The organism is Dermabacter vaginalis, assembly GCF_001678905.1.
Classification (GTDB): domain Bacteria; phylum Actinomycetota; class Actinomycetes; order Actinomycetales; family Dermabacteraceae; genus Dermabacter; species Dermabacter vaginalis.
Genome location: NZ_CP012117.1, coordinates 44,133 through 61,759, shown reverse-complemented (window position 1 = coordinate 61,759; position 17,627 = coordinate 44,133). Strand labels below are relative to the sequence as shown.

Annotated in this window: 11 protein-coding genes and 2 pseudogenes; 6 read left to right on the top strand and 7 right to left on the bottom strand. The window is 58.5% G+C overall.

Annotation, left to right across the window (positions count from 1 at the left end; translation table 11 throughout):
- Positions 1-252: 252 nt before the first annotated feature.
- Genes DAD186_RS00185 through DAD186_RS00170 form a run of 4 tightly spaced genes read right to left on the bottom strand, consistent with a single transcriptional unit; the run spans position 253 to position 6,629 of the window.
- Positions 253-1,995, bottom strand: coding sequence for an ABC transporter ATP-binding protein (locus DAD186_RS00185; protein ID WP_065247003.1), 1,743 nt, complete (start codon positions 1,993-1,995; stop codon positions 253-255).
- A gap of 14 nt (positions 1,996-2,009) precedes the next feature.
- Positions 2,010-3,752: an ABC transporter ATP-binding protein gene (locus DAD186_RS00180; protein WP_013170751.1), complete on the bottom strand. Its 1,743-nt coding sequence runs from the start codon at positions 3,750-3,752 to the stop codon at positions 2,010-2,012.
- Between the two features lie 35 nt (positions 3,753-3,787).
- Positions 3,788-6,070, bottom strand: a complete 2,283-nt coding sequence (locus DAD186_RS00175) for an ATP-binding cassette domain-containing protein (protein WP_082991210.1) — start codon at positions 6,068-6,070, stop codon at positions 3,788-3,790.
- Between the two features lie 37 nt (positions 6,071-6,107).
- Entirely contained in the window at positions 6,108-6,629 is a 522-nt protein-coding gene (locus DAD186_RS00170) for an ECF transporter S component (protein ID WP_236886259.1), read from the bottom strand.
- Between the two features lie 185 nt (positions 6,630-6,814).
- On the opposite strand from DAD186_RS00170, the pseudogene DAD186_RS11215 reads away from it, so the two are divergent.
- From DAD186_RS11215 to DAD186_RS00145, 5 genes and pseudogenes are all read left to right on the top strand, one after another.
- Positions 6,815-7,084 (top strand): annotated as a pseudogene (locus tag DAD186_RS11215) (recombinase family protein); the annotation flags it as partial.
- Positions 7,058-8,041 (top strand): recombinase family protein, encoded by a 984-nt coding sequence (locus DAD186_RS00165; RefSeq protein ID WP_257737096.1) that lies wholly within the window; start codon positions 7,058-7,060, stop codon positions 8,039-8,041. The pseudogene DAD186_RS11215 and the gene DAD186_RS00165, both read left to right, overlap by 27 nt.
- Entirely contained in the window at positions 8,042-9,628 is a 1,587-nt protein-coding gene (locus tag DAD186_RS00160; protein ID WP_065247000.1) for a recombinase family protein, read from the top strand.
- Positions 9,629-9,783: 155 nt separating this feature from the next.
- Positions 9,784-11,000, top strand: a protein-coding gene (locus DAD186_RS00150; RefSeq protein ID WP_157457048.1) for an IS3 family transposase whose coding sequence is annotated in 2 segments (ribosomal slippage) — positions 9,784-10,045 and positions 10,045-11,000 — 1,218 coding nt in all. Because the reading frame shifts where the segments join, the coding sequence is not laid out codon by codon here.
- A 31-nt stretch (positions 11,001-11,031) separates the two neighbouring features.
- The gene (locus tag DAD186_RS00145; RefSeq protein ID WP_082990992.1) at positions 11,032-11,505 is read left to right on the top strand and encodes a DUF2848 family protein; all 474 of its coding nucleotides are present in this window, start codon (positions 11,032-11,034) and stop codon (positions 11,503-11,505) included.
- Positions 11,506-11,616: 111 nt separating this feature from the next.
- Here the strand turns inward: DAD186_RS00145 and DAD186_RS00140 are convergent, their stop codons facing one another.
- Together DAD186_RS00140 and DAD186_RS10525 are read right to left on the bottom strand one after the other, a co-directional pair.
- Positions 11,617-15,033: a Cna B-type domain-containing protein gene (locus tag DAD186_RS00140; RefSeq protein WP_065246998.1), complete on the bottom strand. Its 3,417-nt coding sequence runs from the start codon at positions 15,031-15,033 to the stop codon at positions 11,617-11,619.
- A gap of 213 nt (positions 15,034-15,246) precedes the next feature.
- A pseudogene (locus DAD186_RS10525) lies at positions 15,247-16,095 on the bottom strand (transposase family protein).
- Between the two features lie 172 nt (positions 16,096-16,267).
- On the opposite strand from DAD186_RS10525, the gene DAD186_RS00130 reads away from it, so the two are divergent.
- Positions 16,268-16,843, top strand: coding sequence for a DUF3450 domain-containing protein (locus DAD186_RS00130; protein WP_147594882.1), 576 nt, complete (start codon positions 16,268-16,270; stop codon positions 16,841-16,843).
- On the opposite strand, the gene DAD186_RS10520 is transcribed toward DAD186_RS00130, so the two are convergent.
- The gene (locus DAD186_RS10520) at positions 16,833-17,600 is read right to left on the bottom strand and encodes a zinc-ribbon domain-containing protein (protein ID WP_074298512.1); all 768 of its coding nucleotides are present in this window, start codon (positions 17,598-17,600) and stop codon (positions 16,833-16,835) included. The two genes, DAD186_RS00130 and DAD186_RS10520, sit on opposite strands and share 11 nt — an antisense overlap.
- Positions 17,601-17,627: the final 27 nt, after the last annotated feature.

Here is a 17,627-nt window from a genome sequence, read left to right as displayed (position 1 = left end):
GTTGTAGGGGACGAAACTCGAGGATCACGCGGTGACCGCCCTGCTGTCCAGCACGACCACCCCGCTACACCACTATGAGGGACTCAACTCCCTTGGTGATTAGTAGCGCCCTCGCTCATCAGCGAGATGCTGTTCGCACATGATCCCACTAGCGCCATGTTCGCGACAGCACCACGTGTGCCAAACGTGTCGAGGTACTCCGATTCGAGCTGTGGGTTTAGGGCTTGGCGCCTGACACCGGGACCGCGTCCGCTAATCTGAGGTGTGTCTCAGCTGCCAACGATACGACGCATCGGCGGCAGCCACGAAATCGTGGAACCGTCCGGGCCGACTAGACAATTCCTTAGGCGTGCCGGTTTCGGCGACGATAGCACCGTCCGCTAAGGGTTCGAGGAAGACCACCTGATCGGCGCTATCTATGGTGGATAGTCTGTGCGCTACCACGATCACAGTGCGGCCCTCAGATAGTTGACTGATGACGTCGCTAATCGCCGATTCATTCTCGCCGTCCAGCGCCGAGGTAATCTCGTCGAGCAGCAGTATCGGAGCATCCTTGATGAATGCCCGAGCGATTGCCACTCGTTGGCGCTCACCTCCAGACAGGCTCTGCCCGGCAGGCCCCACTTCGGTATCCCAACCGTGAGGCAGCGCCTCAATCACCCGATCAAGTCTCGCCTTGCGAGCTGCTTCTTCCAACTCGGCGTCCGTCGCATTGGGACGGGCAATCCGCAGATTCTCCCGGATCGTGGTGTCAAACAGGTAGGTGTCCTGGAACACCATCGAGGTCAGCTCCATGATCCGCGTGGTTGGAATCTCGCGCACGTCCACCCCGCCGATGGTCACGCTACCGGCGTCGACATCCCAAAACCTTGCGGTGAGACGCAAGATCGTCGACTTCCCGGCCCCTGACGGCCCCACTAGTGCGGTGACTGCTCCCTGCGGGGCGGTGAGCGAGACATCGTCTAGGACAGGCCGGCCTGACTCGTAGGAAAACGACACTCCTCGGAAATCAATCGACGTCCCACGCGGTTCCCGTGCCTGCTCGGAATCAGGTTCGGCAAGTGGCGCGGCATCAAGGATTATTCCCATCTGGCGCAACGCCACTGCGGCGTTATCGACCTCAGATGCGTAGAGCGCGGCTTTTGTGAGCGGCAGCAGCATGCGCGCACTGACCGCCGCGATCACCAGATACGCAATCGGGTCCAGACGCGCTCCGGTCACGAACGACAGCCCCAAGGCGAGCACCACCGCGAAAGTCACGTTAGCGATGAGGTTGAATCCTTGGGCAGGTCGGCCCTTGATCCGAAGCCCGGCCAACGTCGCCTCAGAGTCGGCTTGCAGAGTCTCTTGTACGGGGTCCCACGACGTCGCGGCACCCGTGGCTCGAAGCACCGGTTGTAGCCTGGCGAACTCAATCAACCGGCCGGCTGCGGCGGCCGAGGTACGGTCTTCCATGTCATTGGCTCTGGTTGTTGCCGCCGACATTTTCCGCCACGTGAGAATAAACGGCAAGATCGACACTGCCATGACCACAGCTAACGGCCACTCAATGAATGCGGTGGCAACGAGCATCACCAACGGCACGATGAAGGCGTTGCACAGGTTCGGGATCACCATTGATGCCAGATGCGACAGGGTGTTGATCTCCTTGGATGTCGCATTAGCCACGTCCGCTTCGCGTTTGGCATTAAACCACCCAAGCGGCAGCTGCAAGACATGATCTGCTACGCGATCAATTAAGGTATCGCATACTTCATAGACGCTGATCCGATAGGAGCGGTACATCGCGAAGGTGTCGACCGTCACCGTGATCGCGCCGAGGATGGCAACGACGACGAGCCAGGTGCCAAGGGTTTCAGAGCGGGAGAATAATGCCCGAAGGAAGGGGATCATCAACGCCAGTGTGATGCCTTGTAGGACAGCGGAGAAGGCGAACCAGCCCACCAACGTACGCAACTCGGCCCTGTTGACGACCCTGATCATTAGGTTCCACATGAGCGTGTTTCTCCTTAGGCCATGTAATGGAGTTCTTGGGCCCGCCACATCTCGCTATAGGTCCCCGCTTGGTCGACCAAGTCCTCGTGCCTACCACGCTGAGTGATGTGGCCGTCCTCAATCACGAGGATCTGGTCGGCGTCTCGGATGGTGGCGAGTCGATGCGCGATGATGATCACCGTGCGCCCGGATGCCAAGGTGCTGAGCGCTTCGTGGATCGCACGCTCCGACTGGGGGTCTGCTTGCGCGGTGGCCTCGTCGAGAATCAAGATCGGCGCATCCTGCAAGTATGCTCGCGCCAGGGTGATGCGTTGCCGCTCACCGCCCGAGAGGAAGCCACCAACCTCGCCAAGCACGGTGTCATACCCCTCGGGCAGACGCATAATGCGATCGTGGATGCATGCCGCACGGGCTGCTGCCTCGACCTCGGCGCGCGTTGCCGACGGTTTCGACAGCGCGATATTGGTATGGACCGAATCGTTCGACAACGTTACGTCCTGTAGGACGATCGCGACGCGGGAAAGTAGCCACGAAAAACTCGCCTCGCGCACATCCACACCGCTGATGCGTACCACGCCATCATTGACGTCGTAAAAGCGCGCAATCAGCCGGGCCAGTGTGGACTTCCCTCCGCCCGACGGGCCCACCAGAGCCGTGACCGTTCCGGGCTCAGCCGTAAAGGAGACACCGTGCACAACGGGCACGTCAGGCTCGTAGGAGAAGGAAACCTCACAGACCTCAACTTGGCCGGGGTTTGGGCCCTCTTCTTGGGTGCGGCTGCCTTCGGGCATGGGTTTCTCGGAAAGCAGCTCTGCCGTGGTGCGAGCCGCCAGCTGCGACTCATAGATATGCTGCATCAGACCGACTAGCACCGTGAACCCCTCCGGGATACCGGGAGCGATCAGGAAGAATGGCAGCGTCGCCGACAGCGTGCTCCAATCCTGCGCGACGAATAGCGCCGCCAGTAACGCGACCGTGACGAAGACCGTGGCTGGACGCAGTAGCGAACCGAGCAGACTAATCGCTCTGCCGGAGCGACGAACCCAGTCGAAGGAGATGGCAGAAAATTGCTGGCGGGCGGCGTTAAAGCGCGTTCGGGTCGCATCGGTGGCCTGGAAATTCTTGATCTCCTTAATGCCCTCAAGCATTTCGACGGTGGCTGCGGCCAGTGCGGTCTGGGCATGTCCGAATCGCTCGGTGATATCGCTATAGCCGCGCATGGTCGTGCTGACGATGATCATGATCGCTACGGCCCACGTTCCAAAGAGCGCGAGCGCCAGTCGCCAATCGACCCACACGAGATACCCGAGGCCTACGACCATCGAGACCACGGCGTTGGTGACATCACCGGGAACATGCGCAACGAGAGTATGGATAGCTGCGGTATCGTCACACACCATCTTGCGGATGGCCCCATGCGGCACCTGCGAGACCCTACCCAAGGGCAAACTGCCCAGCGCTTGGACCACATTGCCGCGCAACCGATGTCGGAGCTTGGCTTCTGCCTCGTGGGTGACACCCAATCCAAACAGGTAGAGCAATTGGCCCACGAACAGCGAAAGCACCGCTATCACGGCCCAAACCCACGGCTTTCCGGTCCAGCCGGTGCGCACCTGCCCGTCAAGCCAGATCGCGGCCATGTTGTGTAAGGCGACGAACGGCACCAGCGTGACGATAGCGCCTAAGGCTGTGAGGACTGCGGAAAGGACCATCGCGCCCTTGGCCGGGCGGATTAGTGCGGCGACGGAAATACTCACATCAGGCTCCTGTCGAGTCGAGTCTTTCGAAACGTTCATTGGCGCCACCACCACAGCAACGCAGTAACGGCCCAAAGGAGGCCCACCAGGCACCAATCTCGCACCTGCCACGGTGTGTGTTGGAGTTCCGTGCGCCGCGGATAGGCGCCAAAGCCACGTGAATCCATCGACAGGGCAACCCGTTCGCCGTGCTGGACGGCGAGGATCGCCAGCGGCACGAGGGAACCCACCCATCGAATTGCGGGCGCTAACGGCCCCCATGATGCCCCAATACCCCGCAATGCCCGCGCTGTGCGCAACAGCTGGAAATCTTGCCGGAAACGAGTGACGAAGGCGACAGCCGCAGCTCCCGCCGCAGTGACCCGATAGGGAAGCTTGAACGTCGTCGTCAACGTGCGAAGCAGCGCTTCCGGATGAGTGCTGATGCCTGAAAGCAGCATGAGGGACAACAGTGCCCCGATACCGCTCGCTGCCGCAAGCTCGCCACCGTGATTGTAGAGTGGGCTGACCTCTTCAATGGTGTAGTTGTAGCGGAACACCGGCAGTAGCACAGCTGCGATGACCCAGGGTGCTAGCAGTGACATGACCGTTCGAGCGCGACTCGCTCTCGCGGCTACCATGGCCAGGCTCGCTGCGATGAGCACTCCAACATTGACGGCCGGGTCCTTGCATACGAACACCATGACCATCGCCGGGATTAGCGCCAATAGCAACGTCACAGGATTGAACGATGAGAAGAGTCCACGGGGCACGGACGGCGAAGGCGGGTTCGCTGGTGCTGCGGATGCGGCGTTTTCACGAGTTTCGCTAACGGCAGCAGGTAGCGCGATGATGTGGCTGCAGCGTGATAGGGCAAGTTCTAGGTCGTGGGTGGCCATGATGACGGTTCTGCCCTCAGCGCGCAGTTCGTCGATGAAGGCCATGAGTTCGCAGGTATTCGCCCAGTCCTGGCCGTACGTGGGCTCGTCAAGGACAATCACATCGCGGCTCTCGGCGACCATCGTAGCCACCGATAGTCTACGAATCTGGCCGCCTGAGAGAGTCAACGGGTGTTGGTCTCGATACTGGGAGAGATGGAATTGCTCCACAATAGCCTCGGCTTTAGACGCGGAAACATCCCCCGTGGAGATTTCGCCAGCCACGGTGGAACAAACCATCTGATGTTCCGGGTTTTGAAACACGTAGCCGACCTGGTGCCGCCCTCGCCGCACAACCTCTCCGCAGACCGTAGCGCGTTGTGCCTTTGATGGTATGAGACCCGCCAGCGCCGCGAGCAGGGATGTTTTGCCTGCGCCATTCGGCCCTATAAGCGCGATAAACTCGCCACCCCGTAGCCGCATAGAGATAGCTGGGGAACGTCCGGGAACACAGAAATCTGCCAGCTCTACCGTGGCGCTGCCTCCACCGTCGAGCGTGTCAATCGCATCGATGGTTTCCCATCCTGCTTCGGTGCGCCGCTGATATTGCACCGAATCACCACAGATATCCGTGATGCGGGGAACTCGAATGCCCGCCTGCTCGCAGGTCAAGGCGTGGTGCGGGGATTCGTCGCGTAACGCACGGGGCAGCCACACTCCGCACGCCTCAAGTTCCGCGGTATGGCTGAGAAAAACCTCATGTGGAGTTCCCTGCGCGATCACCGCGCCCTGCGCGTTGAGCGCTATGACGTGATCGCACAGGGGTAGGACCGGGTCGAGGTCATGGTCGATCACCACGATGCCCACGCCATCGCTAACCAGCTGTTGGATGACGCTGTAAAACTCGTCCGTGCCTTGCGTGTCAATAGTCGATGTTGGCTCATCGAGGACAAGTAAGCGGGGCTGCATAGCCAGTGCTACCGCGATCGCTAGGCGCTGGCGTTGGCCGCCCGATAATCTCCATGGGCTCTCCCACAGCTTGGTCTCCAGACCAACCGCAGCCAATGCCTCGCGTACCCGTCGATCAATCTCAGGAACAGGCAGGCAGAGGTTCTGCAGCGCAAACGCGACATCGTCATACACCGTACGGGTAATGACTGCGGCATCCGGATTTTGTCCCACGTAGGCGACATTGGTAGCGATCAACTGGACCGTGGCGTCGGCGATTTCGGCGCCGGCAATTTGAACGCTGCCGGAGTATTCGGACGGCAGACAGTGGGGCACAAGGCCGCACACGGCTCGGACGAAGGTAGTTTTACCGCATCCAGAGGGCCCAATGACGGCCGTTACCTGACCGCTCAGGTGGACCAGGCTTGGACGTTGCAGCACCCACCGGTCCTGACCCAAGTAGTGAACGGAAAGATCCTCAACCGCCAGGAGCGCCCGCGCGGACTCGCTCACAGACCGTTGCTCGCTGCTCAAAGTGGAGGCCAGCCTTTCACTCACGATGGTCTACGCCTACGCCTACGCCTGCATTGTTGAGCAAACGGGTTAGTCCGACGACGGCCAAACCGCCAATGACGGACGACGTGACTCCCACCAGCACGATCAGTCCCGATACCGAGATTCCCACCGCGTGCTTGAGCAGCGTGAGGTACAACAGGCTGTTAAATGCCCCGAAGAATGCGGCGGAGATCAGATACGCCCACCACGTCCACTTCCGGTACAGCATCAACGCCATGGGAAACTCAACCAGGAGCCCGCCAATGACGTTACCGACAATCGCGGCAGGCCCAGTGGGAGTAGTAAATACGCTCACAACTCCGATGATCAGCGCGGCCAGCAGCGAAGCGCCCGGCCTTCGCACAACGGCCAGAGGAAGGAGGTAGGGAATGACCCAAAGTCCGAGAAGGGACACCCCGAGCCAGACTGCGCTCTGCGAAGCCGCACCCGCCGGCGCGATGTAGCTCAGTGGGATGAGGATGATGAGGCCGACCACCGACAGGGAGGCCACCATCATGAGATTTCGGGTACCTAGAATTGAGTCGGTTAATCCCCCGCGAGCTGAGCGTCGAACTGTACCGGATCGGTCTGTCACAGCAAACCTCCTTTCACTTAGGTTAGCCTAACCTAACTCCCGACCGGGGTCAAGTCCCTTGAGCTAGACGTTGAGCCTGCGCAGAGACGCAGCCCACGCATCGACCCCAGTTCCAAGAAATGCTGGCCCTTGCCCGGGAAGGGGCAATCGACCTGATCCTCACCAAGTCGATCTCGCGATTCGCTCGCAACACCGTCGACCTGCTCGAAACCGTCCGCGAGCTCAAAGACCTCGAGGTGGAGGTGCGATTCGATAAAGAGAACATCTCCTCAACCAGCGCTGACGGAGAACTCATGCTCACCCTGCTGGCCTCTTTCGCGCAGGCAGAATCAGAGCAAATCAGCCAAAACGTGAAGTGGCGCATTTGGAAAGGCTTCGAAGAAGGAAAAGCGAACGGCTTCCACCTGTACGGTTACACCGACTCCGCTGACGGCACCGACGTCCAGATCATCGAAGAAGAAGCAGCCGTGGTGTGCTGGATATTCGACCAGTACATGAAGAAGACCTCGTGCGAAAAGATGGCCGCACAGCTCATCGCTGACGGTAGGGTTCCGCACCAGGCTGATAACAAGTTGCCCGGGGAATGGGTCCGTCACATCCTGAAGAACCCGCACTACACCGGCGACCTCCTGTTAGGGCGATGGTCCACTCCGGAGGGTAAGCCTGCACGAGCAGTGCGCAACACCGGCCAGTTGCCGCAATACCTGGTGGAAAACGCGATCCCCGCCATCATCGACCGCGACACCTTCGTCGCGGTTCAAACCGAGATTGCACGCCGACGCGAACTCGGGGCCCGGGCGAACTGGTCCATAGAAACTGTGGCGTTGACGTCGAAGATCAAATGCGTGTCCTGCAGCTGCTCGTTCGTGCGCAACGTACGCAATCCGAAAACCCAAAACTCGATCTCCACCGAGCACTGGATCTGCACCGAACGCAAGAAAGGCCGGAAAACCGGATGCGGCACCTGCGAGATCTCTGACACGGCACTCAAAGGCTTCATCGCCCGAGTCCTGGGTATCGAGGCCTTCGACGAGGACGTGTTCACCGAGCGTATCGACCACATCGACGTGCAGGGAAAAGACCGCTACACGTTCCACGACACCGATGGCACCAGCAGCTCGCACACGTGGCGACCAAACCTGAAGAAGAGCTCGTGGACCCCAGTAAGAAAAGCCGCCTGGGGTGAACTCGTGCGTGCTCGCTGGGCCGAAGCCAAAAGGCTCGGGTTGGACAACCCACGGCAAGCACCAACACCACCAGAAGCGCTGGCGAAGTACCGGGCCGTGGCCAAGGCAGAGGCTGAGCGGCTGCGCGCCGAGCGAGGCGAACGCTAAATGGCCCGCACCGTCACAGCAATCCCCGCCACCCGAGCGCTCCACACTGGTGCTCCACTTGGACAAACAACCCTGCGCAGGGTCGCCGGGTATGCCCGCGTGTCCACCGACCACGACGATCAGGTCACGTCCTACGAAGCCCAAGTCGACTACTACACCCGCTACATCAGCGACCACGCAGGCTGGCAGTTCGTCAAGGTCTATACCGATGAAGGCATCACCGGCACCTCAACCAAACACCGCGCCGGATTCCAGCAGATGGTGACCGACGCGCTCGACGGCAAGATCGACCTGATCATCACCAAGAGCGTGTCCCGTTTCGCCCGCAACACCGTCGACTCGCTCACCACCGTTCGAGCGCTCAAAGACAAAGGCGTGGAGGTCTTCTTCGAAAAAGAAGGCATCTGGACCTTCGACGCAAAGGGCGAGCTCCTCATCACCATCATGAGCTCGCTGGCGCAAGAAGAAGCCCGCTCCATCTCCGAAAACGTCACCTGGGGGCACCGCAAACGCTTCGCCGACGGCAAGGTCACCGTCCCATACTCTCGGTTCCTCGGATACGACAAAGGTGAAGACGGCAGCCTCGTCATCAACCCCGAGCAAGCCAAAACTGTGCGCCGGATCTACGGCATGTACCTGGAAGGCCACTCCATCAGGCATATCGCGCACACCCTGACAGACGAGCCAGCAACCTACACGGCAGCAGGGAATAAAACCTGGCATTACCAGTCCGTGCGCTCCATTCTCACCAACGAGAAATACAAAGGAGACGCACTCCTGCAAAAGAGCTACACCGCAGACGTCCTCACTAAGAAGCAAGTCATCAACGAGGGCGAAGTACCCCAGTACTACGTCACCGGAAACCACGAGGCCATCATCAGCCCCGCAGTGTGGGACTTCGTCCAAGCAGAACTCGCCAAAGGCACCGCGAATCAGCGAGCCCAACACCGCACCCGACCTTTCTCATCCACCCTTGTCTGCGGCCAGTGCGGGCACTTCTTCGGCTCGAAAACCTGGCACGCAGGCAGCAAATACGAAAAGGTCATCTGGCGCTGCGGCCACAAATACAAAGGCGACACCATGTGCACTACTGGGCACATCAACGATGAACGACTCAAGTACATGTTCCTCGAGGCTATCCGCCTCCGCTTCGGCTCACCTGCCGATGACACCGTCAACCACGCCGTACTCGACGCGCTCGACACCAGCGACCTCGAAGTCGAAGCAGCCGGACTGATCGCCCAGATCGACCAGGTAGCGAAAAAGCTCGAATCACTAATCGCCCACAACGCACGCGTCGCGCAAGACCAACAGGTTTACGAGAAGGCGTTCAACGCTAGCCAAGAACAGCACCAGGCGCTGTTAGCTGAGCACGCTGCCGTGGTCGACGAAATCCACAACAAGCACAACCGGCTGGCCACCTACCACTACTACAGGCAAGAGACCGCCAACCTTGAACTTGAACAGTTGGTCTTCAGCCCATACCTCTGCGTAGCTTTGCTCGACAAAGGCACCGTCGATGTCGACGGCAGGGTCACCTTTCAATTCCGCGACGGCAGCACCCAAGTAGTAGCCATCAAACAGTAACCCAGTATCTATGTCTAAGCGCCCGCCTCTACTTGGTGGGCGCTTGCGTATTCTCGGAATGGTGGATCGCTTACAACTGAGGGTTCTTCAGCAAGTGAGGTTACCCTCGTTTAGTGGACACCCTATTAGTGCGGATCTTGTGTCCGTAGGAGAGGATGTTCATTGTGAGTCAACAGCGCAAGAAGTACACGCCGGAGTATCGGCGTGAAGCCGCGAACCTGGTAATAGAGTCGCGGCGTCCGATTGCTCATGTGGCTAAGAAGATTGGTGTGTCCGCCGGGCTTTTAGGCCGGTGGGTCAAACTCGAGCGTGAGCGCCGAGGAGCATCAGATGGGATGAGCGAGGCTGATCTTCGTGCTGAGAATGCTCGTCTTCGTCGGGAGCTGGCTGAAGCCAAGATGGATAACGAGTTTTTGTCAAAAGCGACAGCCTTCTTCGCTGCGAAGCAACGCGAGCAGAAAAGTTCGAATTGATGCAGCAGGAGAAGGCGAACTACAGCATCAAGCGCATGGCACGGCTTTTAAAAGTGTCTCGGTCTGGATACTACAAATGGGCCCATACGCAGCAGAAGCGACTATCGGGCGAAGATGATCGTGCAGCATTTTACGATGATGTTGACCGCAAGATTCACCGGATTTGGAAAGACTCCGATGAGGTTTATGGTGCGCCGCGGATCACCGCAGAACTTGCCGAGCGCTACCACATTGCGCTTAACCGTAAGACTGTGGCTAAACGGATGTGCATGATGGGGATTGAGGGGATTTCACCGCGGGCCTTTGTCCCGGTGACAACGATTCAAGCTAAGCGTAAGTCCACGCTTCCTGACCTGGTCAAGCGCATGTTTGATACTGGTGAGCTCAACCGGGTGTGGATGTCAGATATTACCTACTTGCGCACCGGTGAAGGCTGGTTGTACTTGTGCGCGGTCCGCGATGGCCATTCCCGCCGGGTGCTGGGCTGGGCTATGGATAGCGTTCAAGATACTTCCCTGGTCGAGCGAGCCCTGCGGATGGCGCACACGTTGCGTGGTGACGTTCCTGATGGGCTGGTGTTTCACGCTGACCGCGGAGCTCAATTCACTAGCGAGCAGCTCTGGGAGGTTTGCCGCAGCCTGAGCATTGCTCAGTCCGTGGGGCGTACTGGTGTGTGCTTCGATAACGCGATGGCTGAGTCGTTCTGGTCGACGCTTAAAACCGAGTTCTACGACCGTAAGCGCTGGACGACCCGTGATGCTGCACGCAAGGCCGTTGCCTACTGGATTGAAGTCGTCTACAACCGTCGACGCCGACATTCCGCACTCGGTATGGTCAGCCCCGTCGACTTTGAGAACCAAATTGGTCTAATCACTAGCAGAAAAGGAATAGCTGCCTAACCACTAGGTAGCTCCACTACGTGTCCACGATTTGCGGGTAACCCCAATCGGCAAAGCCAAGTGGGCCATAGTCTTCACCGCCAACGACGTCTTGCCCACCGTGGCCTGCGGTCTCACCGACCGCGCGTTGGAAGAGAACGGCGTTGCCTGGAGCAAGAAAACGTCCCCAGACGTGCTGAGCAAGAAAGCATGGCGCCTGAAGGACGTTGAAGAAAACCTCGACGCGATCCGCCTTGAAGCGTTCGTCACCGCTGCTGACCGCAACGGAAAACAGATCCAGAACGGAACCCTCGCAGAGCTTCTGCCACCAAAGTATTGGATCGAGAAAGTCACCGAACGCGGCGACGCGGAAGAAGGCACCATCTTGATCTCCGGCGCCATCCCTATAGATGGCGAGGTCAACCAGTTCGCGAACGCATGGCGCGTGGCGATGACCAACCCAGACACCGACGACACCATCGCGATCGCCTACACCATCAAACCAATGCTAGAACCAATCGGCTAACAACGAAATGGGCTGGGCATGGATTTTGAAGTCCATGCCCAGCCCTTTTGTAGCCTGCAGAGGTATACTCGTCAGTTCGTTTTATCCCTCCAGGTTCTCACCACAGCAGTTTCACTGCTTACGTGGTCGCCTCCTGAGGAACAATCCAACACCGAGCAACGTGGTCGCGATCGCGAGGAAGCCTGCAACTTCCACACCAGTTCGAGGCAGCCCCTTCTCAGGAACCCCCGGTTTCTCCGGCGTCGGCTCCGGCGTTGGTTCCTCACCTGGTTCCGGTGTTGGTTCTGGCGCCGGCTCAGGAGTCGGATCAGGAGTCGGCTCAGGAGTCGGATCCGGTGTCGGATCCGGTGTCGGCTCAGGAGTCGGATCCGGTGTCGGATCAGGAGTCGGATCAGGAGTCGGATCCGGTGTCGGCTCAGGAGTCGGATCAGGAGTCGGCTCAGGAGTCGGATCCGGTGTCGGATCCGGTTCACGTGTATTCGTGACCGTCACCTCGAAGACGCTACCGGCGTCCGCCACCTTGACCTGCGAGGTGTAGCCCTCAACCGAGTCTTCCTGCACCGTATAACTGACCGGCTCATCGTCGACCGTGGCTGGTAGCGATTCGAACGTGTGCTTCCAACCATTTGCGGCCGAAAGCACAACCTTCTCGCCCACCGGGGTGCTTTTATCTCCCTGCTGGCGCATCAACTGCACCTGCACCGAGTCCGGAGTCTCCGTAAGGGCTTCGCCGTTCTCGTCCTTCCACACCTTCTCAACGCTGACGTCGACAGGCGTACGCACCGTGAACTGCGCAGACGTACGCATCCGCAGTTTCGTGTTCTCAGCACGACCCACGGCCTTGTTGACAACAACATCGCCATGCTGGGCTTGATGCAGCTCAGTCTTCACAGTAATCGTTTGACTATCCCCAAATGCCAGCGGGGCTTTGGTGATAACGCGGAGCGCGGTTGCGTCCTCCTTCACGCCTTCTTCCCAGATGTCAGACGGCGTTCCGGTGCCACCATTGACCTTGGCATTCGGGTCTTCATCAATCTCAGCTGGGTCCACAGTGGTGCTGTAGACCTTCGCGCCTTCAGCACCTTCAACTCCGGTCACCTTGAGTGTGCCATCAAACTTCGAACCCTGGGAATCATCGTTTGACGGAAGCACATCGATCACGTCAGTGAGGTTCGAACGTGTCGGGTCATTCGACGTCAGGCTAAGCGTCCACTCGTTAGCCGCAACACCGTTCCGAGTCGTCTCAACAACAGGCGTTTCAACGTTTTTCTTCAGCGACGTGTAGCCGGCCCGCGGCACCGTCACCTTAGCTGTCGCCTTGCGGGTCTGGCCCTGGCTCGATGCCGCGACCTCGTTGGTGTAAACCGCTCCAGGCTTTGCGTCCTTAGGCAACTTCGCCTTGTAGTTAATGACGTAAGCGTTGCCGTCCTCAAAGACGCGGATATTAGGCTCAACGCCATCCTTCGTCCACGTCAAAACCTGCTGGCCGTTAGCGTTGGTCTTCACGTCAGGCTCAACGTCAGCGCTACCCGGAACATACTCCATGCCCGCCGGCAGGGTGTCTTCAATAACCACCTGATCCTTAGGCATGTTCGCAACCTCGGATTCGAGGCCATAACGAATCGTATAGTCAGCTTCCTCACCCGGACCATACTCCGGCTGGGCGACGTCCTTGACTACAACAGGCAGCGAGGGAACCACGCGTAGAAGGTCACGCCCCGGGCCTGCATATGGATAGCGGACCCCGTCGGTGATAACGCCAGGGGATGCGAACCCAGGAGTGATCTCCCGTTCGTTAGTGACGCGGTCATAAGCAATCTTCGCGTCAAGACCCATCGTCCAGTCGGTTCGTGTCTCGTTGAGAACAGAAGTCCACGCCCACACGTCTGCGCCAATCTCTACGTCATCGTGAATCTTCTGTTCGATAACCAGGTAGAAGTACGACTGCGGGAGCTTCGACAAGTGGCCCTTATCGCGAGGCACACGCAACTTGACAGCCTTCACCGTGGAAAGATCTGCAGGCTTGGTGTAGCTCCAGCCGTCTTTTTCATCTTTCCCTTCATCAAACGGGGTTTCTTCGGTTCCGCATTTGAAAAGGTTAGGGTCCTCAACCTCACCCGTGTAGTAGAGGATCTTAAGGCCGTCCACGTTTTCGCCATAGTAGACGTTCGGCTTCGCGTAGGGGTCAGCAACAACACGGGCGTTGACGAAATCGACGCGCTCGGTATCCAGGGTGTTACAAATCCAGTTGTCAGAAAAGCCCTCAACGCGCGGAGGGGCGATTCCGGACACCGACATCACAGTGGCACCCACGGGTGCGCGAGACGTATCAGACCATCCGATACCTGGGTATGCCTTCGGGTACTGTGACCCAACAACCCACGCACCGGTCCAGTTGCCGCGGATCATCGGGGCGCGGTTCTGGTTGTTCGACGGGTCGTCCTCACTCGTTGAACCGTCGACGGCGGTGTACGTCGGCGTCGATGCCTTCAGCGTCACGTTGGTGTTTCGGTTCGAATCAGATCCGGAGGCCTTATACGGAACCTTGATGCGCAGCTCTCCAGCGGCGATAACTTCGCGCGGATGCTTCGGCTGAACCTGCGGCAAACGGACACCATTCGAGTCAAGCTCAGGACGTTTCGAAACATAATCCAGATCAGACAACGTCAGTCGGAAAGTGTTCGTCTCAGGATCAACCAGAGTGAACTCACACGTAGGGAACTTCGCGGTCTGTTCCTGCGGCTTACCGGGAGCGGAGTACGGGTAGCCGGAATGCACACGATCGATAGGCGCACACGCTACATCCTGCGTAGTGATTCTTTCACCGCGGACACCATTGATCGTGATGTCATAACTCACGCTTTCCGGGCCCGCCGCGGATCCCGTTGAATGCGCCAACGAAAACGGGAAAGACATGACCTGGTACGTGTCTGGCTGACCAGTCAATGAGCTCGGTGCGCCAGCATCAAACTTAGCGTCCATGATGAACGGCGCGACGATCGGGATCTCTGGCAGCTCAGCTTCAAGACCCCGGAAGGTTGCCTTCGCAGAGACCTTCGACTCAGCCGGGCCATCAACCTTGACACCCGATAGCACCATCTGAGCTGTACCCTCATCGCGCTCACCGATGTCACAAGTCAGAGTGCGCTTATCTTCTGAAATCTTTGAAGCACCCTTATCTCCACTGAGACATTCAGCGGGGATCTCGCCAAAGTGCGCATTCTTCACCGTGACAGACAGGAGGTTGTCAGCAGTGGGCTTGTTGCCTGGCGCTGGCGCCGAATCGTTGATGTCCAGGTGCCACACCATCGAAAGAACATCGAGACCCGAGGTAACAACCTCTGGCTGGTTCTTCCATACACCTTCTAGCTCATAAGCCTTGGTGTCGCCGTTTGTATCGCCACTACCTAAGGCGTATACCACTTGCGAACAGAAAACCATGATGACCGCGATGAACGCGGCAAGAACCGTGAGCGCGATTCTACGCGTTGGAGACTGCTGAAGTTTTGTCGAGATTGACCGTACCACTCAGCATCCCCCCCTTTCAGTTGTCCGTCAACCGTCAAGAAGCGTACTGGAGAGGACCGCCAAAAAGGTTCGACAACGCAACCCCATCAACGCATAACAAATAATAGTCACCCAACAAGGGGTACTGCAAAAAAAACTAACTAGGATCTGCTGAAGGTTTGAAAAAAACTAACTAGGATCTGCTGAAGGTTTGGTTGACTCGGGTTTCCACTATTAGGCAGCCAAACCGACTACATCTCTCTTTATACCCTCACACTCGACCGGTGTCAACTTTCCCAGGCCCCGTGGTTTGCGTTTACGGTGAGACTTCGCTTCAACCCAGTGCACGATGGCGAGCCTGAGCTCTTGCCGGGTACGCCACGGCTGCCGATCAAGCACGTTCTTCTGCAACAAACTGAAAAATAACTCCATGGCTGCGTTATCCCCACACGCTCCATCGAACCTTTCAACTTGTGCTTCTTAAGCGCCTTCTGGAACTTCCGACTCCGAAATTGGCTTTCCCTATCGCTACGCGCCACCACGCCTTCTACCCAGCCACGCTGCATGAGCGCGTTCTCCAACGCTCGAACCGCGAGCGACGCTTTCATGCGGGAATCGATCGCGCACCCGGCACCCGCCCTCGGGGTCGTCCTCGTGGAGTTCACCCAATACTTGAATGATCTGCGCGTCAGCAATCTTTCGGGCAGACAACGGCTGTTTCAGCCATTGGTAATGCGCCTGCTTCGTAAACCCCAGCACCCGGCACGCCACCGCCACCGGCACTCGAATGCGGGCACCGGGCGCGGCCATCTCTTGGACGAGTGGGAACACTATTTTGGGGGCGTGATATGAATCTGCGACAAATACGCCGCCGCACGCCTGAGTACCTCGTTCTCCTGCTCGAGGAGCCGGTTCCGACGCATCAATTCACGAATCTGCGCATCCTCGCCCCGGGGTCACGTCTTTTGCTACCGGCAGGCCAGCGTCACGTCTGTCAGCATCAGCGACCCATTTCGACATTGCTGATCTCGAGATACCAAGATCGCGACACACCTCGCGTTGCGTGGCACTTGCCCGCACCAACGCGACGACATCTTACTTGAACTCTTCTGCGTACTTCATCACTAATCATTCTCCTTCACCCCACCCGCATGCACGAGTGGACAGGAGTCAACCAACCCCTCAGCAGACCCCACGTTCTCCGGCAAAATCAGGTGCGCCTAGTGCGGGGTCTGGTACGGGTCGAAAACCTGGCATGCCGGCACCAAATACGAAAAACGCATCTGGCAGTGCAACCACAAATACGCAGGTGGAACCCCGTGTGCGACCCCCTCACGTCAGCGACGAACAAATCACCACCGCGTTCCTCGACGCCGTCCACCACTTCCTCGCCAGCCGGGACCAGGTCGACGAGCTGGTCGACAAGGCCGTACGAGCCGAACTGGACTCCACCGACCTTCATATCGAAACCGACCAACTCTTCGCGCGCGTCGGTGCGACCGCCGAGACGATCGACGCGCTGATAGCCCGCAACGCCCGCATCGCCCAAGACCAGGCCGAATACCAGAGCCGCTTCGACAAACTCACCAGCAAACACGCCACCCTCCTAGAGGAGTACCACCGGCTCCTCGACCAGATCAGCGACCTCGACAACCAGCAAGCCGCCTACTGCCACTACCAGGAAGAACTCGACAAACTCGACATCGACCACATCGAGTTCACCCCATACCTATGGCACACCCTCGTCGACCACGCCAAAATCAGCGTCGACTCCACCATTACCTCCACATTCAGGGACGCAAGGTCGCAGGCGATCACACTCAAGAACTGATCGTCTCAGCAATAACTGCGACATTGTGTACAGGGTTTTGGGCGCCGGAGTACACGGTGATTTCACGGTAGTTCGGGTGTGCGATGTTCAGCGAAGGGAGTGGGGCTTCACGGAGTCGAACAACAAGGAACCCATCTGCTAGGAGATCTAAGGTCTTGACGCGATCAACGTCCGCTTTGTTGCGATGCCAGTACGAGCCGCCATATTCGATGGCGAATCGTTTCCCGGATGGAAGATCCACGCAAATATCAACAGTCCAGGAGGAGTGAGTCTGGAACTTTGCGGAATGAATGCGGGAACCAGATTTCGCATTTCCCCAGTGCGCAAGAGCTGCTGAATAGTACTCGGTCTCGATCCGTGATTTTCCTGTTTCGATGCACTCCGGGCATTGCGACCCATTGACTCGCGCTGCGGGCATGGCTCGCCACACATGAGCCGGATCGTTTTTGCATACCCAAAGGGGTGGCTCAGCCAGTTGCGAGGTGTTCGGACGGATCTCCCACGGCGAGAGCGGATTGTCTGGCGACCATTCCTCGGCAACCTCTGGATAGTGGTATGCCAGCGAATCAAGGATTGTATGGCACACCGGGCAGCGCCACCGCTCATATTTATCGCGTTCTCGGGGAGTGGCTTGGAACTCATGTCCGCAGACGGGGTCACGCCACCAGACCATGCGACGGGACTCGGGAGAGACGTCCGCAAGGCGCAAATTGCCATTCTTGGTGGGGTGCCACTGGCTGCTGATCTCTGGTGTCAACCTACTCGCGGAGGGATCGGCTGCCGC

What these genes read in the sequence shown, in the direction of transcription:
- DAD186_RS00185 (WP_065247003.1), bottom strand. Translation starts at nt 1,995, where the DNA reads ATGTGGAACCTAATGATCAGGGTCGTCAACAGGGCCGAGTTGCGTACG.
- DAD186_RS00170 (WP_236886259.1), bottom strand. Translation starts at nt 6,629, where the DNA reads ATGATGGTGGCCTCCCTGTCGGTGGTCGGCCTCATCATCCTCATCCCA.
- DAD186_RS00160 (WP_065247000.1), top strand. Translation starts at nt 8,042, where the DNA reads ATGGCCCGCACCGTCACAGCAATCCCCGCCACCCGAGCGCTCCACACT.
- DAD186_RS00130 (WP_147594882.1), top strand. Translation starts at nt 16,268, where the DNA reads ATGCCGGCACCAAATACGAAAAACGCATCTGGCAGTGCAACCACAAAT.